Here is a 23138-nt window from a genome sequence, read left to right as displayed (position 1 = left end):
TTGGAAAGGGGTATGTTATATCAATTATAATATAATTAATGATTAGTATGTATAATTAGGCATATTTATAATCAACGAAGCTGAATATGGAATCTAGCAATAGTATGTTTTTTGACACTGACTATCCAGAACTAAGAAAAGCTATTTCAGATATAATAGAAAGTATTGCACAATCCTCACAAGAGGGGAAAAAAGAGTTATTTACAACCCTATCAGAACAAGTTAAAGGGATGAACCTCAAAGATTTAGGTTTAGCAATTAATGACCAAGGCTTGCAAAAGGAGGTAAATAAAGAATTATTTATAAAACTCATTGAAGAAGCACTTAAAGATTTAACTTCTGAAAATGTTGACTCAAAAATAATAGAAGAGGCGTTAAAATCTGTTAACCAACAAGCAATAAGTAATGTTATAAATAATAATAAAGGTCCACTGGATAATCTAGTCAATTATTTTAAATCAGCCTCTGCAAATAAAAAAATTAGAATAGCTTCTGCCGTAATGGTATTAGGAGCAGCATTTTCTCCGCTTATTGTCCTTGCTACATTAATAGCGCTTGTGGCTATTGGAGCACGTTATGTAGGAATAGGTATAGGAAAGGCAGGGGAAAAAATAAAAGAAGGAGCGATTGAAGCAGGAAAAGCAGTGAAAAGTTCATATAAGGATTTAATAGATAAATTACCTGAGGTTCAAAGAAGAGAAAATAATTTTGAAAAGTTAATAAGTAATTTAATGGAAAAGAATCTTGAAGCTGATGAAGGAGAAAGAACAATGCTTAGTAATGAAATAAAAATAATAAAAATGCTTCAGAATCAAGAGCAACTAGCAGCAATAGGACAGTTAATAAGGGAAGATAAGGCTGGTCTTTTGAACAATCTTATGAGCAAGGGTACTATAGTACTTCCCAAAGTAAATGATAAAGGTATAATAAGCTATTTGAGTTATAATGGCGTATAGTGTGGATTTAAGGGAAAGGGCAGTATCGATGATAGAAAAAGGGAAGTCAAAGGTTGAGGTGGCAGAGCTTTTGGAGATAGGAATAGCAACTCTGTACCGCTGGTTAAGAAAGAAAGCCGCTGGTGAAAGCCTAAGGCCATCGAAAAACGGCAGCTTTATTCGAAAAATAGACCCAAAAATACTCGAAGAATATGTTAAAAAGAATCCAGATCATACGCTGGCAGAGATGAAACAAAATCTTGGATTTGGAATAAATTCAATTTGGTATAGGCTGAAACAGCTAAGAATTACTTTAAAAAAAAGTTACACTATATCAAGAGCGCAATCAAGAAGATAGGCAGCGATTTACCGATAAAATCTCAAAAATAGACCATTCCAGCATCTTATATATAGATGAAGCAGGAGTTGATAATAGGTTATACCGAGAGTATGGACGTGCTCCAATAGGAAAGAAAATTTATGCAGATATTCCAGGAAGAAAACGAGAGAGAATCAGTATAATAGGCGGGTGGATTGGAAAGAGATTTATTGCACCAATGACTTTCAAAGGTGGGTGTGACAAAGAGGTATTCAATACATGGTTAGAGAAGATGTTATTACCTAAATTGCCACATGGTACTACAATAGTTATGGACAATGCCACATTCCATAAAACTCCCAAAACAAAGGAGTTAATAGATAATGCTAGATGCCGTTTGCTCTATCTACCAACATATTTACCAGATTTGAACCCTATAGAGCATTGTTGGAATACCATCAAAAGCCGCCTCAGACCTTTAATGCATAAATATACAGACTTACAACTTTTGGTTGGTAATACCATAATGGAAATTTATCATTCATTTTAGAAAATACTATAGTACTCATGAGGAAGACATGGAGAAACTTGTAGATTTTATGAGCGAATTTCAACCTGCAATTATGGCAATTGGTAGTGACATAAAAGAGGTAGAACAAAAAGTTAATGAGAAAGCTCAGGAAATGAAGCCAAATTCTCACTTAGGTATTTCAAGTGCTGCACGAGTTAGTGAAGGAGGAATCACAGGACCGAGTTGATGCATTTTTTTACGCAAAAATTACTATCAGAAAGTGGGGTTACGCTACTCCTTTTTATCCACTTTTTTGAGCAATCCACTTCCACATCTAACACACATCTCAGTGATTATAATATCCAATTTTTGATCATGTTTTTCTACAGGTAAATCTTTACAATATTGTTTCTCATAGGCTACACCTATAAATATTTTTCCAAGTGGCCGCAGTTTTTCTATCATTGTATCATACCAACCACCGCCAAAACCCAATCTATTAAAATGATCATCAAAAGCAATAACAGGAGTAATGATTGTGTCGGGAATTACATCTTCATTTGTTTCGTTCCATTCCTCAAATTTTAGTAACTTATTTTTATTAGGAATTGCTACTTTATAATCTAAATCGAGTAAACTATGCATCAAAGGCACAACATCTATTTCCTCATCCATTGGAATGTAAGCTGCTATTGTTTTGCCTTTAACGTAGCTTAAGTTCTGATTAAAGAGATTAATAAGGGAATTTGCCGCATAACTGGAATAACTTTCATCAATATCTTTTCTTATAGCTCTATATTGCTCTCTTATTTCCTTTTTGTGCTGTTTAATATCTTTGAACATGATCTATCCATTTCGCAGTAAGTTTTTCTTGTAAACTATTTTGCTTCAAGCGCTCACTTAAAAAATCAAAGTCAATAAATTCCATATCCTGGTCTTGATTACTGCAGCTATAAACAAAACTCCTTTCTCCTGTTTTCGCATTTATATGCTGCTGCACACACTGAGCGCAGATTTCTTTCATCATACACTGCATAGGAGAATTAACTGACGATATTGCTATATGACTTGACTTCAGATATGGCTTTAAAATTGTTTTTCTAGCTTCATTCACAGCTTTCATCATTTTATCAGAACCAATAGTGATAATTTTATCTATAACGTTCAAATTAATACCTAATCTTCCTTGTTGATAAGAGACTATTGCATCAACTATATTACCATGAAAGGATTTATCTTGATCTCTGCTTGTTTCTATCAATCCTTCTTCACATGCCCAAACTACTGCATTTGATGCACGCTCTATCAGTGCTCGTTTAAATACATCACTTAACTTCTTATAGCCAGCGAAGTACAAAACCTTGTTATTATTTTCAAGACATGCCTTCCCTATCGAAAATAACACTGCATTTCCAACTCCACCACCAATTAGCATTATATTCTTCATGTGCTATTTTAACTACATTTGTTCAAATTTTTTGAAATTTTATAGAACAAAGTAATTTATATAGTTCTATACACAAAGACAGAGACAAGGACACTCTCTGACTTCAACTATACCGATAACTGATAGCTGCATTTTTACGCATATCATCTAATAACAAGTTGCTTTGTATCATAATCTTTTGTTGGTACATTTTCTGTTTGATTGCTTCTATACCCGCTACATTACTCTTGATATCACACAACATCATCAACTTTGCAGTGCCATTTTCTCTCAATTCTACTATTTCATTCACACTTGTTTTACTAAATAAAATCTGTAAATCAGGATTTAAATCTCGCATTTTTATTTCAAATTCTTTTGCGTTTGGCAGCTTAAAATTATCTGCTAATTTATCAAAATTTAAACAATTAACTTTTTGCTCCTTGAGATTATCTAATAAACTTTCTGAACCTTCAACCACAATCTGTTTTAATTTTAAAGTGCTTTCCAGCAGTGCATGATTAAGTTGTACTTTATCTATTACTTTTATAACGGAGTAACCTTCACTGAAACTGAATGGACCTGCTATGTCGCTGGTTTCTAATCCTTCTAAAACGCTCTTGAGTTTTCCTTTTAGCTGACTTAAATTAACTGTTGCTTTACGCATCTTTATTGGAGATTCTGGGTTATTACTGTTGCGTAATTTTTTTACTAAATCTTCAGCTATACCATAAACGTCCTTGTCTTTTTGATCAGGAATTATAAACTCTTGGAACGTGATAAGATAATCCGGCTTTTCTGTTTGCCTTTTTACATCATCTACTTCTTTATCGCTTATATTAATAAATGGCACAATTCTTACTTCAATAATTTTGCTCCACAGTAACTGACATTTTATTTGTTTTCTTAAAATACCAAGATCTATATTATGCTTCTCTATGTATTGATCAACTTCATTAGCCTTAAGTTTAAAACTTTGGGTTAAAAATAACATAATAGCATTATCTAACTCCTCGTTGCTCAATTTTATATTCAGCCTCTGTGCTTCATTGATAATGATAATTTCGTCTATTAGCTCCCTAAGAATTTGAGGCTTTGCTTCTTTTTGATTAACACTTTGAGTGCCAAACAATGAATTTATAAAGTTGATGCGTTTTTCGATATCTAAATTTGAAATTGGTTCACCATTTACATCTGCAACAATTTCAATCTCGGTTGCAAGCAACCTAAGTGGCAACACTATTAACAGTAAAATTAGTATTCTATACATACAAGCAAAGTTGTTTAGTTAATGACCAATTCTATAATAAATACTGAGTCAATGCTAGCCAACTTTTTAATAGTTAAAGATGGAAATAAAAAAAACATTACAATAAGATCAGGTAAACAGGCTAATATAGCGAATTTAAACCGTGCTAAAAACAGTATACGGAAGGAGAGGGATTCGAACCCTCGATACGACTTTTGGGTCGTATAACGGTTTAGCAAACCGCCGCCTTCAGCCGCTCGGCCACCCTTCCAAATTTAGAACCTAAAGATTATATAATACCAAGACCTCTACCACCTGTCTAATGCTTTTAATTGCAATATTTGTATCTGTTCAGATGCATGGCTAATGCTGAAACAAAAATTCCAGTGCTCCCTTTCTTGTCATCCCAGTGCCCAGACACTGGGATCCAGGATTTTGATTAGCACTAAGTTGGTGAGCATATAAGTGTTATGTTAAAATATAACGTTTTTACGGAAAGTCTGGATCCCAGTGTCACGCACTGGAATGACATCGTTTACTATGTGCCATATTGCAATGTTCGTACAGTTGTGCGCGGTATAGATTCCGCTAACAAGTAGCGGAATGACGAATTTGTTGTTTTTCAAATTGTGGGCAAACCTAAGCCACTTTAGCTATAAATCAATAAAAACTAATTTCTGCTTTTTTCAATGATTTTCTTTGCTTCTTCCACACCAACCCATTCTCCAACTGCTACCGTTTTTCCCTTTTCTAGATCTTTATAATGAGAAAAGAAATGAGTAATTTTATCTAGTAGGCTTTTAGATAAGTCAGAATAGTCCTTTATATTGTCATAATAGCTATCAACACTGGAAACAGGCACTGCTAATATTTTCTCATCTTCTCCTTTTTCATCTTTAGTGAGTAATGCGCCTATTGGACGTACCGATATTAAAACACTAGATGCTAAGGGAAATTGAGTTAGCACCAAAACATCCACAGGGTCACCATCACCTGCGCAGGTATTTGGTATAAATCCATAATTGCAAGGATAAGTCATTGAGGTAGATAAAAATCTGTCAACTTGTAACAACCCAAGCTCTTTATTAAATTCATACTTTACAGGTTCAGCATTCGCACTTATTTCAATTACCACATTCACCGCATTTGGTACCGCTGTTATTTTACTTAAATCCATAAATCATCTCTTAACTTAAGAATAAGCATTATACAATATATGCTTTTAAGTTGCTACATTTATGTAGTTCTAAGCTTGTTTTGCACGGGCTGTCCTAAATTTTCATTCGTCATCTTATTGACTGTTGAAAGTGGTGGTTCCTGTGATAATTGAAATAAAGCATATACTATTACGATAGTAAGCACTGCAGCAATTACTAGATTAGCAAAATTATCCTGTGGTAGGACACCTTTTATTGGATTAAATAATTTTTGCTCCATAAGGAAATAATCAGCAACAGATAACCCAACAGATAATACAAACATACCCAAAATAAGTTTACAGGCTGTATTTTTATGGTTCTTTTCTTTTTTCTTGCTGACAATGAAATTTGACCTACATTTATTCTCTTTTTGTGGCACTGAGTAGTATATATTTTTAGGGTTTGTTACTAATTGTTCAAATTCATCACTATTCTGGTTTTTTAGCTATTGCTTCAAGGTTGGTCCAATGCTTTTAAAGGTTGGAAAATTTTGATTATTTTGATCTGCCAACATATTAAATGTTCTGTTTAGGCTACCTATCTTTTCGCGATTCAGCGTATATTTAGTGGCTCTATTTTGATCTTTCAGATTAATACTTTGCAGTAATCCAGCTAAATTCGTTATATATGTGAGAAAGACCACGTTATCTATTATTGGTAAATTTTCTTTTTTTATCGACTCTTTGTGATGTTCAGAAAGCTTATGATAGTCGACAAGTATAGAAAATAACAACACTACATCCTTGTCTACTTTTATGTCTTGATGAATAGAATAATAGCTGCTGATAACGCACTTATTTAATGCAAATTCTCTATCGTATTTATTTAATGTAGTTTCTTCATCTAGCACCTTTCTAACACCAATGAGTACTTTACTTTCAAAATCTTTTTCTGTTTTAAATATTGGTTCTCTCTTTGGATTTGCTAAGATGTTAAGTAAATCTAATTTTCTTCCATCTACTACTTCATTTATATATTCATTTAACTCAGACCCTTTAATAACTTCATATATTTTATCTATGACATCTTTAGTATTCAGGTTATTGTTTTCACTAAGTATCTTATAAGCTTGAGCATAAATTAAAAACAGCCCTTGTAGACTAAATTTTAAGTTAAAATATTTATCTAATGGTTCCTCTTTTTTTCTAATGAATTCAGACAAACCAAAATGATTTCTGTGATCCATAAAACGATCTAAGTCAGCATGTTGAAAGCTACCTAAAAAAATAAATAACGTCTCTAATAAATTACCCTTACCAACAATTTTTATTAGTTCTTCAATTTCTTTTATCATTGCTGAAACCTATAATGTTCTACTTTATAGTATAAGGGATACATGGCAAAATAGCAATAAATGTTATTAGACTTCTTGCATAACCCAAACTAAGTAGAAAAAGGTATAGCTATACCGCCGCGGCACTAACAAGAGATCCCGCTAACACGCAGCGGGATACTATCTACACCGTCATACCGCGATTCATTCGCGGTATCTCTCAACATAGATCCCGCTAACACGTAGCGGGATGACGAATTACTTAACCATCATTACACCGTCATACCGCGATTCATTCGCGGTATCTCTTAGCCGCTAACAAGCAGCGGGATGACGAGACTTATCTTTATGCCGCCGCGAACCGTCATACCGCCGCGGTATCTCCAGATCCCGCTAACAAGCAGTGGGATGACGAGACTTATCTTTATGCTGCCGCGAACCGTCATACCGCGATTCATTCGCGGTATCTCTCAGCCACTAACAAGAGATCCCGCTAGCGGGATGACGGTTGTCGTTTAGCCATAAATATTTAAGAAATTTACCAAATGAAAAAAAAGGCAAAAGAAGCCCCGTGGTTGGCTAATTACTTACATTATACTTTCAAGTATGGCGTTTTTTTATTCTAAACACTTAATAACCGCGATTTAGCTGCTTTTAAGCCGCAACTAATCTAAATTATAAACGTTAAGAAATTTACTAAACAGAAAAAAAGGCAAAAGAAACCCTAGGGTAGCTAGTTATTCACTATCCATTTTTTAAGTTGGCGTTTTTTAATGTTTTAAATGCTTTATAAGCGTATTTCAGCTTGTGTAGGTAAAAACCCAGAAATTTGATAAAGACATAGAGTGCACATAGTGCAAAAAATTAAACATGAGACGCCAGATACGTGAGTTTTTTTGTCATTTAATCTGTACAGAGAAGATAAATAAATAGCTTCAGTTTCATGATAAGGGGGCTGGCGGAGTTTGTCAAGGAAGTTTTTTCGTTTCTATTCCCAATGTTATATGGTTATGCAAGAAGTCTATTGTATGTTTACACTCTGCATTAAAGCTTTTGGTTAAGAGCATATCCATCCACCGCCGATAACTTGCTCATCTTTATACGCTACACAGGCTTGACCTGGACTGATGCCAAAGTAATCGTCGTTTAAAATGACACAGGCTTTATTTTTTTCGTCAGTTGAATGTATTGTTGCTAAACTTCCCGCATGTGATGATCTCAGCTTCACAGTTACTTCCATACCTTCCTTTGGTTGTTCTAACCAATTTAACTCTTTGATCAATATCTTTTTTTGCATTAACGCGTTGATCGGGCCTACTATAACCTCATTATTCTCTGTATTAATTTTTATCACGTAAAGAGGTTCATTGTGTGCGATACCCAAGCCCTTTCTTTGCCCCACTGTAAAATTTACTATGCCACTGTGCTCGCCTAGCACTTTTCCATTAACATCCACTATTTTACCTTTCTGTACAGATTGTGGAGCTAATTTAGCTATTGTTTTACTATAGCTTTCGGAAACAAAGCATATATCTTGACTGTCCGGCTTTTCAGAAATTTGTAAGCTGAAATACTTTGCTAATTTTCTTATATCACTTTTATAGAACCCACCTAGTGGAAATCGCAAAAGCTTCAATTGCTCTTGAGTTGTAGCAAACAAAAAATAACTTTGATCTTTACTTTTATCAATGCTTCTGCACAACTTTACCTCACCATTTTTTTCTAACCTTCTCACGTAATGTCCTGTTACGAGCACATCCGCACCAAGATTTTTTGTAACTTGCAATAGATCACGAAATTTTACCGTTTGGTTACATCTCACGCATGGTATGGGAGTTTCTCCACGCATATAGGTACTCGCAAAATCCTCTATTACTTCCTTTTTGAATATTTCCTCATAGTTTAAAATATAGTGAGGAAAGCCAACACTTTCAGCTACACGCTTAGCGTCATAAATATCCTGTCCAGCGCAGCATGCACCCTTTCTTGCGTTAGCATTGCCATCAGTGCCATATAGCTGAAGAGTTACACCTATCACCTGGTACCCAAGGTTATGTAGCAGTGCTGCAGCAACCGAGCTATCAACTCCCCCGGATATTGCAACAATAGCCTTGGTCTGGTGCGGAGCTTTATCTTTTAGCAGAGGTTCAATTTCAAATTCTTTTAGCATAATCGCCTTAATTTATAAACGCAAATCTTGTGTCATTCCAACATACAACTGTGCAAACGTTTTGATTTGGGGGCAATTTACATAGTAGATGATGTCATGAAAGTAGCTGACACTGGAATCTAGCTTCTATTACACAAATTCATTAAAACAGCATATTTATTTGTAATCAAGTTTCCTGGATCCCAGTGTTAGCTACTCGGATGACACCCTTTTCTGCTAGAAGTTGCCTTCAAATTACTTGGTGCATGACACTGGGATCTCATTTATATTACATAATTCCATCAAAACAATTCGATAAACTACCTTCAAAAATAATTTAATCTTGCTTGAATAAAACATGGCCAAAATAATCCATGTTTTCAAGCACTTTTCCACTACCTAAGGCAACACAACAAAGTGGGTCATCTGCAACACGAACCGGTAATTTTGTTGTTTCACTGATAACTTTACCTAGATTACGTAATAATCCACCACCACCGGATAAAACTATTCCTCTATCGACTATATCAGAAGAAAGTTCAGGTGGAGTGCTCTCCAGCGCAGTCTTAATAGCAGAAATTATCTGATGTACAGGCTCTATTAAACTCTCTGCAACTTGGTATTCTGATAAAAGCATTTCTTTTGGCATGCCACTCACTAAATCCCTGCCCTTAATTATCATTCCCTCTTTGTTATTTTCACCTGGCAGACTGGCTGAACCTATGCTTTTCTTAATTTTCTCAGCGGTTGTTTCACCGATTAATAATTTATGATTTTCACGAATATATGATTTTATTGCTTCATCCATAATATCTCCACCTACTCTGGCAGAACGTGAATAAACAATTCCACCTAAAGAAATAATTGCAACTTCAGTTGTACCGCCTCCTATATCAACAATCATAGAACCCTCAGGTTCAGTAACCGGGAGCCCAGCTCCGATTGCTGCAGCCATTGGTTCTTCAATTAAAAATACTTCATTTGCACCAGCACTTTCTGCTGCATCTTGTATAGCACGCCTTTCAACTGGCGTGGATCCAGATGGAACGCATATGATAATATTAGGTTTATTAACAGTGAATTTTGTGTTTGCACTGCGTATGAAATATTTTAGCATTTCTTCCGCACTTTTAAAATCAGCAATAACTCCATCCTTTAAGGGCCTTATCGCCTCTATTTCTCCAGGCGTTTTCCCAAGCATCATTTTAGCTTTTTTACCAAAAGCATAAGGAACGTAACTTCCTTTTTCTTTTATTCTTGCTACAACTGAAGGCTCATCAAGCACTATTCCCTGATTTTTCTGATAAACTAAAGTGTTTGCAGTACCAAGGTCTATAGCAATATCGCTAGCAAACAAACCTTTGAAAGTAAAAAGGCTATAAAACTTTCCGGTTAATTTTCGAACAAAATTCATACGCAACTCAAGAAAATCATTTATTAAGACAAATTATACTTTTCAGATAAGTAGCTAATGCAGCACTCAACGTCTAAACCCTTACCTGTTACTTTTTTTAGCAGTTCCAGGCCACACTTTGCACTGTATATATTTTGAGATAACCAACTGATAAGTAAACTAAAATCTCCTTTTATTATAGCACTTAATGATTCGTAATGATTCTTTTTAACGCAAGAGAAAATCTGCACAGCAGCAATTAAAGCAATAATTTTTATAGGAAAGTAGCCCATAACACCGCTTGCCCAATATTCATCTTGAAAATAAGTGTTTAGCTCATTTTCAGCTTTTACTGGAATTTTATAGTGCTTCATACCTTCCAGCCACGCATCATGCAGGTCTTTGACTTCCAATGTACCATTTATTATATCTTGTTCTAACCTAGTTCTCAACATAATATGAGCTAACAGACTAAATTCATCTGCATTTTTTAAAAAAGAAGAAAGGTTTATTTCATTGAAAATCAAGTACAAATTTTCAACACTGCTAACTTTCTCGTTAGTTTTGCCTTTTATAGCAAATTTCTCTTTTATGTGTGGTTGAATGAACTCAATAAATTCTCTGGATGTTCCAATCATCCTTTCCATGAATAACCCTTGAGTTTCATACATAACATGTCTCGTAATTGGACTACTTATAGAATTTTGCGCTAAACATTTTTGATAAATTGCATAACCACTATGCCGTAAAAGTGAAAATAAACCATAACAAAAATCAGATTCATCATAATCTATAGGGTAGTAATAAGAAGTACGAATCTCATTTAGTGCAATACCCATTTGCTGTAAACATAATGAGCCAAGTTCAATCTGTTTCTGAGTAGCAACTTTTTGTATATTAGTAACCTTATCCTTTTTCTGCTTTTCAATTATTTTATCTACATTTTCGCTAAAAAATTTGCCTACCTTGGGGAATACTTCCCTTATATTCTTTTCTGTGATATCAGAGTCATAGTCAGCAAGCAGTGAGTCGTATTTTGAGCATTTTAATTGCTGCGATTTTATAGAAGCTACTTCGCGAATGAGTGTGATTAAATCAGTAAAACGTTCTTTTAGTTTTTCTAAGTTACTGGTTTCAGAATGAGATAGCTTCCATAAATCTTGGCATTCAACCTTAGCTTTGGATAAAGACTTTACTAAATCAATAGGAACAGCACTGTTGCTTTTATGTATTCTCTCTATTAACTTTAGCTGCTGAGTATTTGCACTTTTTTTGTTACCAAGAGCATCTGCTAATGATTCCTTTATTGCGTCATGAGAGATAATTTCATGTCTGATTTCTTCTAGAAGACTCATTTGTTCAACTTTGTCCTCTATATTCAATTGGCTTTGGTTTAGTACTTTTAGCGTATTTTCGATATTCTTTACCCTATATAATACTTCCTCTAAAAACTTATAAGATTGCATATTTGTTCATTATTTTAGAAAACATCTGTTTAATACCGTAATAGATTAATAATAAAGTTAAAAGTATATTTGCTTAAAGTACAATAAAAAATTGTACTTTTTATTCTTTTATTGGATTTTTCTACTCAGAGTCCAGCATATTATAGGAAAATTAATTGTAAGGTTGTAGAAAAAGTATTTAGTATTTTATTTCTCTTGACTATATTACAATATGGAGAGATATTAGCTACTGAAATTAAAGTTACGCACTATTTAAAATTTATGGAGGTTTAGTAATGTGGAGTAGACTGGTTATAATGTGCTGTTTTTGTTTATTACTTACTGGTGTAAGTTCTTGCCCAAAAAAAGGAGCAAATACAACAAATAAAATAAATTCTGTTGTTAAGCAGATAGGTGATAAAAGAGTTTTCTTTGGTTATGATGAATCTAGTATTGCTGAAGTAAGTGCAGATGCATTACTTGACGTAATGGAGGTGTTACAAGATAACCCTGACGCGAAGGTTACTTTAACTGGTCACACTGACAACCGTGGTTCTCATGAATATAATCTTGCGCTAGGCGCTAGAAGGGCAGATGCAGCTAAAAAATTTATGGTTAGTTGTACACCCTACATAGAAAACAGAATAAAAACTGCTTCTAAAGGTGAAACTGAGCCTTTGGTTAATGTAAAAGATGATTCTAGAAATTCTAAATATGAAAAAGAGCATGCTAAAAATCGTAGAGTGGAATTTTCATTTTCTGGAATAAAGAAATAGTTTCTTGCATTAAAACCTGGATCCCAGTGTCAAACACTGGGATGACATAAAGAAAGGGCACTGGGGTAGACAAAAAAGGACAAACTTGCATATTTCGTTGTTTGTTAGCGGGATCTATATATACCACAAATAAGTCGCGGTATGACGTAAGAGATCTGACCTGTCTGGCCATCAAGAGACATAATGGAATTAGAGTTATTATTTCAAAATGTGGTTAATAGTTTTGCTTTCTATAACAATCAAGTTGCAGTTGCAGTATCAGGTGGTGTAGATAGTATAGTCTTACTGCACTTAATGACTAACTGGGCAAAAAAAAACAAGCTTTCACTTCCTACAGCATTAACAGTAAATCATGGGTTACGTCCAGAGTCTCAAAAAGAAGCTGATTTTGTTGTAAGTTATGCAAAGGAACTTGGAGCAAAGGAATCGTTCATATTAAATTGGGAGAAGCAAAATATTAAAGGCAATATTCAGTTACAGGCACGAAAAGCACGGTATAAGTTACTAGCAGAGTGGTGTAAAAATAATAATGTTAAATATTTACTTGTTGCTCATCACAAAGATGATCAAGCAGAAACGTTCTTGTTAAGATTAGAGCGAGGTAGTGGCGTAGATGGATTATCATCAATGGACTACAAGTCTTTCCTAAATGGTATTTATATATTTAGGCCATTGTTAAATTTTAGTCGTAGTGAAATAGAAAAGTACGCTAAGCTTCATCGGTTAAAATGGATCGAAGATAGAAGCAACTATGACTTAAAATACAGGCGAACTTTATACCGTAACTTACTTAAAGCAAGTGATAATCAAGAGATTTTAACAGAGCGAATATGCCTCACAGCCCTTCATATGAAAAGAGCTGCAAAAGCGTTGATGCACTACACACGCCTTGCGTTTAATGACTGCGTTAATGTGCATGATCTTGGTTATATTGAAATTAAACTAAGTGAGTTTTATCAATTGCCAGAGGAAATAGCCTTGAGGCTTCTTCTTTACTCCATAATGGCAATTGCCAGTAAACATTATAAACCAAGGTACAACAGCCTTATCGTAATATTTAATAAAATATTGCAAAAGGATAGTAATGTTAACTGTACACTTTCTGGGTGTAAAATAAGAAAACATGGAGAAAATATCTTGATAATTAGAGAATCGTCAAAGATACAAGAAATTACCTTAAACCTACCTTTAAATGAACCTACTCAATGGGATAACAGATTTAGCTGCACAATACTCGGAAATCAAGAGTGTTCAGTTATCATCGCTCCATTAAAAAAAACACAAAAAGTTCCTGAATTTCTGAAGGATTACAACTGCTGCCCTGAAGTTTTCTATTCTTTGCCTGTAGTGCTAAAAGATGGAAAGGTGCTTGCTTATCCTGATGTAAATTATAACGGAAAAAATACCAATGACGATAAGGTTCAATGCATTATTAATAGCACGATAAAACAAAATTTGGTAAGCTTGATTAGTATTTAGTTAGAAATAGAAATGAAAAAATTTTTAGAAGGCTTATTGATCTGGTTAGTAATTATTGTTCTTATTTCAGTTGCTTATATTCAGTTCAGCGGAAATGTAGGTAAAAGTAAAACAATTATACCTTTTTCGGAATTTTTAACTAGACTAGAAGACAATGATGTAGAAAATATTGTCATAAAAAACCAGAGCATTGAAGGCAAGTTCAGGGACGGTTCAAGTTTCAATTCAAGCGGTGTCATATATAGCGACCTAATAAAAAATTTACATGATAGAAAAGTGAGATTCTCCTTTTCAACTGGAGATTCTGCCATGAACGTAATTGGTGGATTACTTATCTCATGGGTCCCAACATTTATCTTTATTGGCTTCTTGCTATTCTTTCTTAAACAAACACAAGCGGGGGGCAACAGAACTATAAGCTTTGGCAAGTCAAGGGCTAGACTCATGACTAGTGGAAAAAAAGTAACATTTGATGATGTTGCCGGAATTGATGAAGCAAAAGAAGAGCTAGTAGAGATCGTTGATTTTCTTAAACAAAGGCAAAAATTTCAAATATTAGGTGGAAAAATACCAAAAGGGTGCCTTTTGATTGGCTCTCCTGGAACTGGTAAAACTTTACTTGCTCGTGCAATTGCAGGAGAAGCTAATGTGCCATTCTTTAGTATTTCTGGATCTGATTTTGTTGAAATGTTTGTGGGTGTTGGTGCAAGTCGTGTTCGTGATATGTTTGATCAAGGCAAGAAAAATGCTCCTTGTATAATTTTTATAGATGAAATAGATGCGGTGGGTAGACATCGTGGCATTGGTCTTGGTGGCGGCAATGATGAAAGAGAACAAACATTAAATCAGTTATTAGTTGAGATGGATGGCTTTGAGTCTAATGAAGGTGTAATAATAATTGCTGCGACTAACCGTCCGGATGTCTTAGATCCAGCACTGCTTAGACCTGGTCGTTTTGACCGACAGATTACTATTTCTTTACCCGATATAAATGGGCGTGAAAAGATATTAAATACTCATATAAAGAAAATATCAATAGCACCAGATGTAAACGTGAAAACAGTTGCAAGAGGAACACCAGCTTTTTCAGGGGCTGATCTAGCAAATTTGGTGAATGAATCTGCACTTATCGCTGCAAGAAGAAACAAGAAGATTGTTACCATGGATGATTTCGAATATGCACGTGATAAAGTGATGATGGGCGTAGAAAGGCGATCTCTCATTATGACAGAAGAGGAAAAGAGACTGACTGCATACCATGAAGCTGGTCATGCGATGATTGCTGTTAATATGCCTGCTTCTGATCCTATACACAAGGCAACAATTATTCCACGCGGTAGGGCACTCGGTTTAGTTATGAGACTACCAGAAACAGATAGAGTGTCCCTCACAAGAGAAAAGATGCTAGCAGATATAACTGTTGCAATGGGTGGAAGAGTGGCAGAAGAGCTAATTTTTGGCTACGATAAAGTCACAAGCGGTGCATCTTCGGATATAAAACAAGCATCTGATTTATCACGCGCTATGGTAACAAAATGGGGAATGAGTGACAAAATAGGCCCGATCTATCACAATCGCGAACAAACCATACATGGTTCTGAGATAATTTCTGAAGATACGTTAAAACTTATAGATGAAGAAGTGAAGAAAGTTGTATCTTCTTGCTATGAAAAAGCAAAAGACATTTTGACCAAGCATAAGAAAGGCTTAGATCTCATTGCCGAAAATCTACTGGAGTTTGAAACTTTAACAGGAGATGAAATAAAGGACATATTAAATGGAAAAAAAATTGTTAGAGAGGAAAATGAGAAGAATGAGAAAATAAAAAAATCCTCTCTCTATGAGAGTTGACCTCATCTTAAAAATGCTAATCAGCTAACGCTGCAATAAAACATTCAGAATTGTAACTGTCAATATAAATTGTATTAAAATATTCATAATATTGCATTTTCATCACAATAATGCTATCATTCAGTTAGTATTAATGTTTAATGAGGTGTGAGTAATGATTGATATAGCTTCTATTGGTGTAAGTACAGTTATTGATCAGAATTATAGAAGAAAAGCACAATTATGTTTATCAGGATTATTTGTAACTGTGTCAATAGCAACTGTTACCTGGTTTATTTTCCCTGCGTCACAAAATGTATTAGCTCCGTTTTTACTTCCGGCTATGTTCTTGCTCTTCACTTTATCGATGGGTTATTACATGTTCATATTTAGTTGTGAAGAAAAATCTTTGGTAAAGAATGTTCTTGGTATGGTTGAACCGGCTGAATCGGTAAAGAGAGTGCATTGCCAAGAAAATATTAAGTCCTTATTAGCAGAAGTGAGAAGTACTACGAAAGATAGGTTTCGTAACGTGCTTGTTAATCTTTGTTTTGAAGATCGTAGTAAAGCACACAAACTTGCATTATATGTGAAAGAAATTGACGATATTGTGTCTTCAATAAAAAATAAAGACCTCTTAGACCATTTTGATCAATTTTTTACTATTACTGAAGTAAGCAATAAAAAAAATAGAAGTGAATTAATGAACCTCGCAAGGGCATATAAGATGATAAGTGAAGAAGATCCAGACAAAATACAGGATTTTTTAGCTACTCAAACAAAAAGTTATTCATATGAAATAATGTTACCTGAAATTGATAATTTTCTATCACAAGCTAGGTGATTTTATCAATAATTTCATTGTGTACGTGATTATCATTTTTTGTTTCAATTCCAGTGATAACACTGCACCTAACGGGCTCTTTTATGGCTATTTCCTGAAATCCTTTTCTGACCTTATTGTAAAAATTAACATCCATTTCTTCATATTTATTCTTGTCTTTTGCTCTATTTAACCCAACTTTAACATCAATATCTAGAATGAATGTAATATCTGGATATTTAATTTCCACTAGCTTATGTAAGTCCCTTATTAGCCCTAAGTCAACTCCAAACCCATATCCTTGATATGCAATAGTTGAATCAATAAACCGATCACAAATCACTATTTTTCCTTCTGCAAGAGCTGGTAATATTAATTTTTTCATATGTTCGCGCCTCATCGAGATAAGTAGCAAGAGTTCAGAAATAGGATCAATGTTATTCGTTAACAACACTCCTCTTATCTTTTCTGCAAAATCAGTACCACCTGGTTCTCGAGTCAATACCACATTATTTTCGCCGTGAATTTGCTTAAAATGATTTGCAAGTAGCTTAGATTGTGTTGTTTTACCAGAGCCGTCTATTCCTTCGAAAGTTATGAACATAAGTTTTATAATTATAATACTAAAAAAGAATATGCAAACAGTATACATAGAAACCGTTTGACATTTAAATAATAAGACCGTAAATTACATGTGGTATAATAATAGTCTATGGTTGCTCTGAATACTCCTAAAGTCGATTTTAGTTTTACTGCAAAAGATTTTAATCTTTTGGGAGTAGACAATAAATATTATGCATTAAGTGACTGTTGTGGAAAAAATGGTCTTATTATAATGTTTATATGCAATCACTGTCCTTACGTTCAGTCAATTATTAGCAATCTGGTAAGCGATGTTGATCAATTGAAAAAAGATTATCAGGTAAACACCATTGCAATAATGCCAAATGATGTAAATGAATATCCAGAAGATTCCTTTGAAAATATGATTAATTTTGCCAAGGAAAATAAGTTTACATTTCCATATTTAATTGATAGTACACAGAAAATAGCTAAAGAATACGGGGCTGTTTGCACTCCTGACTTTTTCGGCTTTAATTCCAATTTAAACCTTTGCTATCGTGGACGTTTTAACGACACAAAAAAAGAAAAGGTTCAAAGCTATGAAGTAGGAAGTAGTGACTTATTTCAAGCTATGAAATTTATTGCAGAAACTGGTAATTCTCCAATTGACCAAAAATCAAGTATTGGCTGCTCAATTAAATGGTCTAATTCTACAGGTTAAATATCATGCACAGTGGCTCTCAGCATTTGTTTGATATTATAATTTTGCTTTCTGCTGCTGTGTTTATAGTCATAGCATTTTGGAAAATGAATATTAGTCCAGTGCTTGGTTACTTCGTTGCAGGTGCAGTTATTGGTTCTCACGGATTTAATCTGATACACTCAGCTGAAGCAATGGATAATCTTGCAGAATTTGGTGTAGTTTTTCTATTATTCATTATAGGCCTTGAATTGACATTTGAACGCCTGATCGCTATGCGTATTCATGTATTTGGGTTCGGTTCTCTTCAAGTTATAGTTACCATGGTAGCAATATGGTGCATCGCTCTTGCTTTCGGAGTGAATACGAATATAGCAACAGTTATTGGTGGTGGGCTTGCGCTATCCTCAACAGCAATAGTGTTGCAGGTTCTGCAAGAAAAAGGTTCTCAAGCAAGTCAGGTTGGTAGATTGTCGATAGCAGTGCTATTAATGCAAGATTTTGCAGTGGTACCATTAATAGTATTGGTACCTTTACTTACTGGCAATTCTGAGCACAGCCTGATAAGCTCATTGGCAGGTTCATTGGTGCAAGCAGCTATTGCATTAGTGCTGATATTTATAACTGGTAGATTATTGCTTAGACCTTTATTTTCGGTTATTGCTAAAATGGAAAGTAATGAGATCTTTATATCAACAACGCTTTTAATAGTATTAGGAGCAGCATTTATTACTGAGCAATTCCATTTATCGTTAGCATTAGGTGCATTTGTTGCTGGATTGTTAGTTGCAGAAACAGAATATAGACACTCAGTAGAACACGCAGTATTGCCATTTAAAGATTTGTTTCTTGGCTTATTTTTCATGACTGTTGGTATGTCCATCAATACCGAACTTTTACTCAATAAGTTACCACTAATTACTTTATTATCGATTATCCTTATCGTTTTAAAAACATCTATTATATATATATTGTGTAGATTTTTTGGGTTTAAGAGTGCACCTGCTATACAAGCTGGGTTACTGCTTTCACAAGGCGGTGAATTTGCGTTTATTTTGTTTCGCTTAGCAGATGAGCTAAATGTGCTACCAAGTGAAATCGCTCAAGTACTTATGATGGTAACTACAGTAACCATGGCTTTCACTCCTCTTTTATCGGGGCTTGGAGATTGGATAGCAAACTCATTTAGCACTGAGAAAACAATATTAGATGATGAAGCTGTTGAAACAGATACACAAGATCTTTATAACCATGTGATAGTTGCTGGATTTGGTAGAGTGGGATATATGGTAACAAAAATGCTTACGGCAGAGCATTTAAGTTACGTTGTTGTAGATATTCAATCGAAAATAGTCAAAGAAGGAAAAAGTGATAGTTTTCCTATATATCTTGGAGATGTTACAAGATGTGAAATTTTAAAATCGGTAGGAATAGAAAGAGCTCAAGCTCTCGTTATTTCAATAAAGAATGAAGTTACTATAAAAAAAGTTGTTTCTTTAGTTGCAGCAAATTTTCCGCATGTAAATATTGTAATACGCTTACCAGATCTGAGTAATGTGGAGGTTTATAGAGATCTAGGAGCTAGTAAAATTATTCCTGAAACATCTGAGATAGGATTGCAGCTAGGTGGAGCTGCACTGAGCCTTAGTGGTATTAGCGAAAGTGGAGTTACGTCTTTAAAAAGTAGATTCAGAAAAGGCAATTACAGTATGTTAAAAGACCTTGGTAGTGATAAAGATGAATAACTACTTCTCTAATTTTATGTACAGAAAGCTTCAAGCTTTATTGAGGTTTTGCCTATAGTAAATTACGCACATAATCAACCAAATTAAGGAAAGTGCAAACCAAGTGATTGCATATTCCAAATGCTTCATTGGCTGTATAGCTACTTTGCTGCCAAAATTGTTCGGCCACAATATACACTTCTCTAGCTTAATACCTAACTCATTGGAAATTTCTTCTGTACTCAGGGTAAACCATGTATTCGAAGCAGTATCGTTCTTGATAAACCAATTTTTGCTTTTACTGCTATTGCAATATAAAACTCCACCTGCAGCTACTTTTTCAATTTTTGCTCTTTCCTCTTTTTTTTCTTTAACTATTCCTTTGTTCACTAGCATATAATTTCCAGTAGTAAGTAGCATAGGAGATAACACATGATAGCCATGTTGTCCTGCAAAAACATATAGCTCTATGTCACTTAGAATCCCATCAATCTTGACATGCCTATAGTTAAATTTTTCAAGGTCGTTATTGGGCAACAGATGAACAACTGGAAGGCTCATACTTTTAATAATATTATTCTTCCAGTTCAATCTGAATACTTGCCATAATCCTAATAAAAAAAGGAGCAAGCAAGGTACAATTAAAATAAATACTATTTTTTTTAACACTCTATATTTGTGTTCTTAAATAGTTTTCAACACCCATTAGTTCAATAAGGTCAATCTGTTTCTCAATCCAATGGAAGTGCTCTTCTTCATTTTTTAACATCTCTTCTAATAACATTACACTAACAAAATCTTTTTCTTTCTCAGCGATAGAAATCGTTTCTTTGATATCCTTAATACCTTTTCCCTCTAATTTCAAATTAGCTTCTAAGATTTTCCGTATTGTGTCTTTTGTAAACTTTCCATCATGCTTTGATATTTCGTTTGTATCCTGAAAATTTGGAACTCCTTTGAATAACAAAATTCTTTCTGCCAACTTGTTTGCATGTTCAAGTTCTTCGTTAAGCTCATTTTTTACCTTTTCTGCAAGTCTATTAATTCCATTGTTTTTGAGAACCGCAAAATGTAAAAGATACTGGCGTACAGAAGTCAGCTCATTGGTCAATAATTTATTCAAATGTTTTACTATCTCTTCATTCATAATCTTCCCTTAGTTCAATTCATCAGCATAATTTATATGATAACGATAGTTATAGCAACTCATTTAATATTTCCTTTGATAACAACCGTATTAAATAGCATGTCGTGGTATGTCTGTTTCTTTTTAGAAAAACAAGCAACTAGATACCAATAGAGGGTGAGCAGCACCATCATTACTTTCAATGCACTCAAGACATTCACTAATACTTCCTGATCTTGCAAAAGTTCAGTAAGGACAACTACTACACTGTTTAACAGAGGAAGAAAAAACTGGGAAGTGCTTCTGTCAAACGCTAAATTCAAGTCTATTTTAGAATTATCTAAATTGATAGTATATATATTCATTAACTGCTGACCAGGAGTTGCTTGGGCCTTTGAAGATATAAAATATGTGAAGTAACTACAATTTACACACATGTATGATAGATGTAAGATCAACGGAGAATCCTCTAATAGCAGTATAATTAATAAAGTTGGAATTAATAAAATTGCTACATCTATTAAATATGCGCAAAAGCGCCTTTTTATGCTGGCAATCTCTGTCATTACCTATCTTCCAAATATTTTATTATGAAATCTGTAAGCTTATCAAAATGTTGAAAACATAACAAATCTTCATAACCGCTTATTGATTGACCGTATATAATAGGTAAACAATTGGCATTTTGTGCACACAGAACATCTGTGATGCTATCACCAACGAAAAACACATTTTCTCTATTTATAGGCAACGTACTCTCTTCTAGTGCAAATAGCAGTGGGGTTGCAGATGGTTTATCTTCTGCAGTATCGCATGACCCAACCACTCTTTCAAAGTAAGAATCTAGTTTAAAATAGGCAACTTCTTTACGTAAATTAGTATTTTTCTTATTACTTACTATTGCTAGATAAACATTGTGGCTTTTCAGTGTCTGCAACATTTTCTCTACTCCTTGATTCAGAGCAATGTTTTGCAATAGTGCATCATCTAAATATTGTTGATATATCTGATTCGCTTTTTTCCACTGATCGCCAAATAAATTGACCATATAGCTCTTTCTCGACTCATGGGAATTTCTATCAGCAGCTTTATTACTATACCCCATTGAGTTTATGGTATGTTTAATAGCATTAAAAATGTTATCTTGAGTGTCAACTAAGGTATTATCCCAATCGAATACTACTGCTAATGGGCTGTTTTTCATTTCTATATTGTTATATATTTTAAGTTAATAAGTAAATAGCATTTTAATGAAAAAGATATAAATAGGACGCTCTACCACAAGTTATGTTAACTGTTTTTTATATAATTAGCTAATATACTGGTTATATGATATGTTTTAATAGGTAATAGGTATGGCCCAGACATCTCAAGAAAGTGTTGAAAAAAAGTTTAAAGACGTCTTTGAACGTTCTCCAGGTGCTTTTCCAGAAGGTACCTCATTAGAAGAGAAGGTTAATTATATCGCAAAAGGAACAAAGGCTCTAAAAGCTGTGAAAAGTAAGGAGCTTGAGAACAAGATGAAAAACGTTGCAGAATTGAATCAGAAACTTGAAAGTCAAGAAGGACGTGCAGATGAAAAAGCACGTCAAGATTTTGAAAGAATTGCTGAGCTTGACCAACAATATAAAGGGAAGGGCATCTTCACAAGTGAAAAAGTTGCAGAGCCAAAAAGTGACAAAAAACTCCAAGACACTCCGAGAAAAACTACAACAGCAGTTAAAGACCTTGAACATAATACACAAAAAAAGACTACTGAAGCTTCTGTGCAAACAGCATCAGAGCACGATTCACAAACCGTTAATCCCTCAGTGAGCAAGAGTTCTGTAAAAGAGAAGCTCAACACTGAGCCGGACAAAAAAGATACCACGCCTCAACCACAAGAAAATCAAAAAGAAGAAGGGTTTTTGAGTCTTCTGAAGCGCTTTGTTAAGAAAATATTAGAAAAATTTTTAGGTGAAGGTGAAAAGGATGTAGAGAATGCTCGTGGCATGAAAGAAGATGCTCAAAGAGATACGTCAAATAACGAAGAGCAACAAAAGAGTAAGCAGCTTGATGAAATTTTAAAGGACAAAAGTGTAAGCGAGGGTTTGAAGCAGGCAACAAAGCTTGAGAACCCGGCAATAACGCCTGTTAATACTCCTAAAGTGAATGAAGTAAACACGGGTCGTGAAAGGTGATCCGCTTTCAAGCTTCATTATACCGCCACGAACCGTC

The 23138-nt window shown here is 34.3% G+C and carries 24 protein-coding genes, 1 tRNA gene and 1 pseudogene; 11 read left to right on the top strand and 15 right to left on the bottom strand.

What is annotated here, in order from left to right; all coding sequences use genetic code 11:
- Nucleotides 1–86: 86 nt before the first annotated feature.
- The 4 genes from ABWU72_RS02875 to ABWU72_RS02860 are packed head-to-tail and all read left to right on the top strand — an operon-like array spanning nt 87 to nt 2012.
- Nucleotides 87–956: a hypothetical protein gene (locus tag ABWU72_RS02875; protein WP_353283854.1), complete on the top strand. Its 870-nt coding sequence runs from the start codon at nt 87–89 to the stop codon at nt 954–956.
- Complete coding sequence (locus ABWU72_RS02870; RefSeq protein WP_155968342.1) at nt 946–1293, top strand: IS630 transposase-related protein; 348 nt, start codon at nt 946–948, stop codon at nt 1291–1293. The genes ABWU72_RS02875 and ABWU72_RS02870 overlap by 11 nt, the downstream gene beginning before the upstream one ends.
- A gap of 19 nt (nt 1294–1312) precedes the next feature.
- Nucleotides 1313–1804, top strand: coding sequence for an IS630 family transposase (locus ABWU72_RS02865; RefSeq protein WP_353284057.1), 492 nt, complete (start codon nt 1313–1315; stop codon nt 1802–1804).
- A gap of 28 nt (nt 1805–1832) precedes the next feature.
- Nucleotides 1833–2012: a hypothetical protein gene (locus ABWU72_RS02860; RefSeq protein ID WP_231115869.1), complete on the top strand. Its 180-nt coding sequence runs from the start codon at nt 1833–1835 to the stop codon at nt 2010–2012.
- Between the two features lie 44 nt (nt 2013–2056).
- On the opposite strand, the gene ABWU72_RS02855 is transcribed toward ABWU72_RS02860, so the two are convergent.
- The 10 genes and pseudogenes from ABWU72_RS02855 to ABWU72_RS02805 form a co-directional block, all read right to left on the bottom strand.
- Nucleotides 2057–2608 (bottom strand): 5-formyltetrahydrofolate cyclo-ligase, encoded by a 552-nt coding sequence (locus tag ABWU72_RS02855; protein WP_155968432.1) that lies wholly within the window; start codon nt 2606–2608, stop codon nt 2057–2059.
- On the bottom strand, nt 2592–3212 hold the full coding sequence (locus tag ABWU72_RS02850) for an oxidoreductase (RefSeq protein WP_155968434.1): 621 nt from the start codon (nt 3210–3212) through the stop codon (nt 2592–2594). Before ABWU72_RS02850 ends, ABWU72_RS02855 begins: the two co-directional genes overlap by 17 nt.
- A 103-nt stretch (nt 3213–3315) precedes the next feature.
- Nucleotides 3316–4461, bottom strand: a complete 1146-nt coding sequence (locus tag ABWU72_RS02845) for a SurA N-terminal domain-containing protein (protein WP_155968436.1) — start codon at nt 4459–4461, stop codon at nt 3316–3318.
- 159 nt (nt 4462–4620) lie between these two features.
- Nucleotides 4621–4711, bottom strand: a tRNA-Ser gene (locus ABWU72_RS02840).
- A 202-nt stretch (nt 4712–4913) separates the two neighbouring features.
- Nucleotides 4914–5066, bottom strand: coding sequence for a hypothetical protein (locus ABWU72_RS02835; protein ID WP_179943781.1), 153 nt, complete (start codon nt 5064–5066; stop codon nt 4914–4916).
- Between the two features lie 44 nt (nt 5067–5110).
- A complete protein-coding gene (gene ppa / locus ABWU72_RS02830) occupies nt 5111–5617 on the bottom strand; it encodes an inorganic diphosphatase (protein WP_155968438.1) in 507 nt (168 codons plus the stop codon).
- A 59-nt stretch (nt 5618–5676) separates the two neighbouring features.
- Nucleotides 5677–6933 (bottom strand): annotated as a pseudogene (locus ABWU72_RS02820) (hypothetical protein).
- Nucleotides 6934–7969: 1036 nt separating this feature from the next.
- The gene (gene mnmA, locus ABWU72_RS02815; RefSeq protein WP_353283851.1) at nt 7970–9082 is read right to left on the bottom strand and encodes a tRNA 2-thiouridine(34) synthase MnmA; all 1113 of its coding nucleotides are present in this window, start codon (nt 9080–9082) and stop codon (nt 7970–7972) included.
- 316 nt (nt 9083–9398) lie between these two features.
- On the bottom strand, nt 9399–10475 hold the full coding sequence (locus tag ABWU72_RS02810) for a rod shape-determining protein (RefSeq protein WP_007548791.1): 1077 nt from the start codon (nt 10473–10475) through the stop codon (nt 9399–9401).
- 23 nt (nt 10476–10498) lie between these two features.
- Nucleotides 10499–11920, bottom strand: a complete 1422-nt coding sequence (locus tag ABWU72_RS02805) for a carboxypeptidase (RefSeq protein ID WP_155969311.1) — start codon at nt 11918–11920, stop codon at nt 10499–10501.
- A gap of 275 nt (nt 11921–12195) precedes the next feature.
- On the opposite strand from ABWU72_RS02805, the gene ABWU72_RS02800 reads away from it, so the two are divergent.
- The 4 genes from ABWU72_RS02800 to ABWU72_RS02785 all read left to right on the top strand — a co-directional run bounded on the left by ABWU72_RS02800 (nt 12196) and on the right by ABWU72_RS02785 (nt 16828).
- Nucleotides 12196–12675 carry an OmpA family protein gene (locus tag ABWU72_RS02800; protein ID WP_010081889.1) on the top strand — a complete coding sequence of 160 codons (480 nt, stop codon included), beginning with the start codon at nt 12196–12198 and terminating at the stop codon, nt 12673–12675.
- Nucleotides 12676–12858: 183 nt separating this feature from the next.
- Entirely contained in the window at nt 12859–14154 is a 1296-nt protein-coding gene (tilS, locus tag ABWU72_RS02795; protein WP_007548788.1) for a tRNA lysidine(34) synthetase TilS, read from the top strand.
- 12 nt (nt 14155–14166) lie between these two features.
- Complete coding sequence (ftsH, locus tag ABWU72_RS02790; protein WP_353283850.1) at nt 14167–16005, top strand: ATP-dependent zinc metalloprotease FtsH; 1839 nt, start codon at nt 14167–14169, stop codon at nt 16003–16005.
- 154 nt (nt 16006–16159) lie between these two features.
- On the top strand, nt 16160–16828 hold the full coding sequence (locus ABWU72_RS02785; protein WP_010081999.1) for a hypothetical protein: 669 nt from the start codon (nt 16160–16162) through the stop codon (nt 16826–16828).
- Here ABWU72_RS02785 and tmk read toward each other — a convergent pair.
- Nucleotides 16821–17411 (bottom strand): dTMP kinase, encoded by a 591-nt coding sequence (tmk, locus tag ABWU72_RS02780; RefSeq protein ID WP_155969309.1) that lies wholly within the window; start codon nt 17409–17411, stop codon nt 16821–16823. The genes ABWU72_RS02785 and tmk overlap by 8 nt on opposite strands.
- A 108-nt stretch (nt 17412–17519) precedes the next feature.
- Here tmk and ABWU72_RS02775 point away from each other — a divergent pair, with 108 nt between their 5' ends.
- Nucleotides 17520–18092 (top strand): thioredoxin family protein, encoded by a 573-nt coding sequence (locus ABWU72_RS02775; protein WP_006279694.1) that lies wholly within the window; start codon nt 17520–17522, stop codon nt 18090–18092.
- Between the two features lie 5 nt (nt 18093–18097).
- A complete protein-coding gene (locus tag ABWU72_RS02770) occupies nt 18098–19816 on the top strand; it encodes a monovalent cation:proton antiporter-2 (CPA2) family protein (protein ID WP_010963130.1) in 1719 nt (572 codons plus the stop codon).
- Between the two features lie 30 nt (nt 19817–19846).
- Here ABWU72_RS02770 and ABWU72_RS02765 read toward each other — a convergent pair whose 3' ends face one another.
- The 4 genes from ABWU72_RS02765 to ABWU72_RS02750 are packed head-to-tail and all read right to left on the bottom strand — an operon-like array spanning nt 19847 to nt 22125.
- Nucleotides 19847–20464 carry an SURF1 family protein gene (locus ABWU72_RS02765; RefSeq protein ID WP_155969305.1) on the bottom strand — a complete coding sequence of 206 codons (618 nt, stop codon included), beginning with the start codon at nt 20462–20464 and terminating at the stop codon, nt 19847–19849.
- A gap of 1 nt (nt 20465) precedes the next feature.
- The gene (bfr, locus tag ABWU72_RS02760) at nt 20466–20942 is read right to left on the bottom strand and encodes a bacterioferritin (RefSeq protein ID WP_155969303.1); all 477 of its coding nucleotides are present in this window, start codon (nt 20940–20942) and stop codon (nt 20466–20468) included.
- Between the two features lie 59 nt (nt 20943–21001).
- Nucleotides 21002–21487 carry an RDD family protein gene (locus ABWU72_RS02755; RefSeq protein ID WP_155969301.1) on the bottom strand — a complete coding sequence of 162 codons (486 nt, stop codon included), beginning with the start codon at nt 21485–21487 and terminating at the stop codon, nt 21002–21004.
- Entirely contained in the window at nt 21487–22125 is a 639-nt protein-coding gene (locus ABWU72_RS02750) for an HAD family hydrolase (protein ID WP_155969299.1), read from the bottom strand. The genes ABWU72_RS02755 and ABWU72_RS02750 overlap by 1 nt, the downstream gene beginning before the upstream one ends.
- A 151-nt stretch (nt 22126–22276) precedes the next feature.
- Between ABWU72_RS02750 and ABWU72_RS02745 the strand changes: the two genes are divergently transcribed.
- Nucleotides 22277–23101: a hypothetical protein gene (locus tag ABWU72_RS02745; protein WP_155969297.1), complete on the top strand. Its 825-nt coding sequence runs from the start codon at nt 22277–22279 to the stop codon at nt 23099–23101.
- Nucleotides 23102–23138 lie beyond the last annotated feature (37 nt).

The sequence above is a fragment of the Wolbachia endosymbiont (group A) of Lypha dubia genome (genome assembly GCF_964028575.1).
GTDB classification, from domain to species: Bacteria; Pseudomonadota; Alphaproteobacteria; order Rickettsiales; family Anaplasmataceae; genus Wolbachia; species Wolbachia pipientis.
This window is presented reverse-complemented; position numbering and strand designations above follow the sequence as displayed.

What these genes read in the sequence shown, in the direction of transcription:
- ABWU72_RS02875 (WP_353283854.1), top strand. Translation starts at nt 87, where the DNA reads ATGGAATCTAGCAATAGTATGTTTTTTGACACTGACTATCCAGAACTA.
- ABWU72_RS02870 (WP_155968342.1), top strand. Translation starts at nt 946, where the DNA reads ATGGCGTATAGTGTGGATTTAAGGGAAAGGGCAGTATCGATGATAGAA.
- ABWU72_RS02860 (WP_231115869.1), top strand. Translation starts at nt 1,833, where the DNA reads ATGGAGAAACTTGTAGATTTTATGAGCGAATTTCAACCTGCAATTATG.
- ABWU72_RS02855 (WP_155968432.1), bottom strand. Translation starts at nt 2,608, where the DNA reads ATGTTCAAAGATATTAAACAGCACAAAAAGGAAATAAGAGAGCAATAT.
- ABWU72_RS02850 (WP_155968434.1), bottom strand. Translation starts at nt 3,212, where the DNA reads ATGAAGAATATAATGCTAATTGGTGGTGGAGTTGGAAATGCAGTGTTA.
- ABWU72_RS02845 (WP_155968436.1), bottom strand. Translation starts at nt 4,461, where the DNA reads ATGTATAGAATACTAATTTTACTGTTAATAGTGTTGCCACTTAGGTTG.
- ppa (WP_155968438.1), bottom strand. Translation starts at nt 5,617, where the DNA reads ATGGATTTAAGTAAAATAACAGCGGTACCAAATGCGGTGAATGTGGTA.
- mnmA (WP_353283851.1), bottom strand. Translation starts at nt 9,082, where the DNA reads ATGCTAAAAGAATTTGAAATTGAACCTCTGCTAAAAGATAAAGCTCCG.
- ABWU72_RS02810 (WP_007548791.1), bottom strand. Translation starts at nt 10,475, where the DNA reads ATGAATTTTGTTCGAAAATTAACCGGAAAGTTTTATAGCCTTTTTACT.
- ABWU72_RS02805 (WP_155969311.1), bottom strand. Translation starts at nt 11,920, where the DNA reads ATGCAATCTTATAAGTTTTTAGAGGAAGTATTATATAGGGTAAAGAAT.
- ABWU72_RS02800 (WP_010081889.1), top strand. Translation starts at nt 12,196, where the DNA reads ATGTGGAGTAGACTGGTTATAATGTGCTGTTTTTGTTTATTACTTACT.
- tilS (WP_007548788.1), top strand. Translation starts at nt 12,859, where the DNA reads ATGGAATTAGAGTTATTATTTCAAAATGTGGTTAATAGTTTTGCTTTC.
- ftsH (WP_353283850.1), top strand. Translation starts at nt 14,167, where the DNA reads ATGAAAAAATTTTTAGAAGGCTTATTGATCTGGTTAGTAATTATTGTT.
- ABWU72_RS02785 (WP_010081999.1), top strand. Translation starts at nt 16,160, where the DNA reads ATGATTGATATAGCTTCTATTGGTGTAAGTACAGTTATTGATCAGAAT.
- tmk (WP_155969309.1), bottom strand. Translation starts at nt 17,411, where the DNA reads ATGTTCATAACTTTCGAAGGAATAGACGGCTCTGGTAAAACAACACAA.
- ABWU72_RS02775 (WP_006279694.1), top strand. Translation starts at nt 17,520, where the DNA reads ATGGTTGCTCTGAATACTCCTAAAGTCGATTTTAGTTTTACTGCAAAA.
- ABWU72_RS02770 (WP_010963130.1), top strand. Translation starts at nt 18,098, where the DNA reads ATGCACAGTGGCTCTCAGCATTTGTTTGATATTATAATTTTGCTTTCT.
- bfr (WP_155969303.1), bottom strand. Translation starts at nt 20,942, where the DNA reads ATGAATGAAGAGATAGTAAAACATTTGAATAAATTATTGACCAATGAG.
- ABWU72_RS02755 (WP_155969301.1), bottom strand. Translation starts at nt 21,487, where the DNA reads ATGACAGAGATTGCCAGCATAAAAAGGCGCTTTTGCGCATATTTAATA.
- ABWU72_RS02750 (WP_155969299.1), bottom strand. Translation starts at nt 22,125, where the DNA reads ATGAAAAACAGCCCATTAGCAGTAGTATTCGATTGGGATAATACCTTA.
- ABWU72_RS02745 (WP_155969297.1), top strand. Translation starts at nt 22,277, where the DNA reads ATGGCCCAGACATCTCAAGAAAGTGTTGAAAAAAAGTTTAAAGACGTC.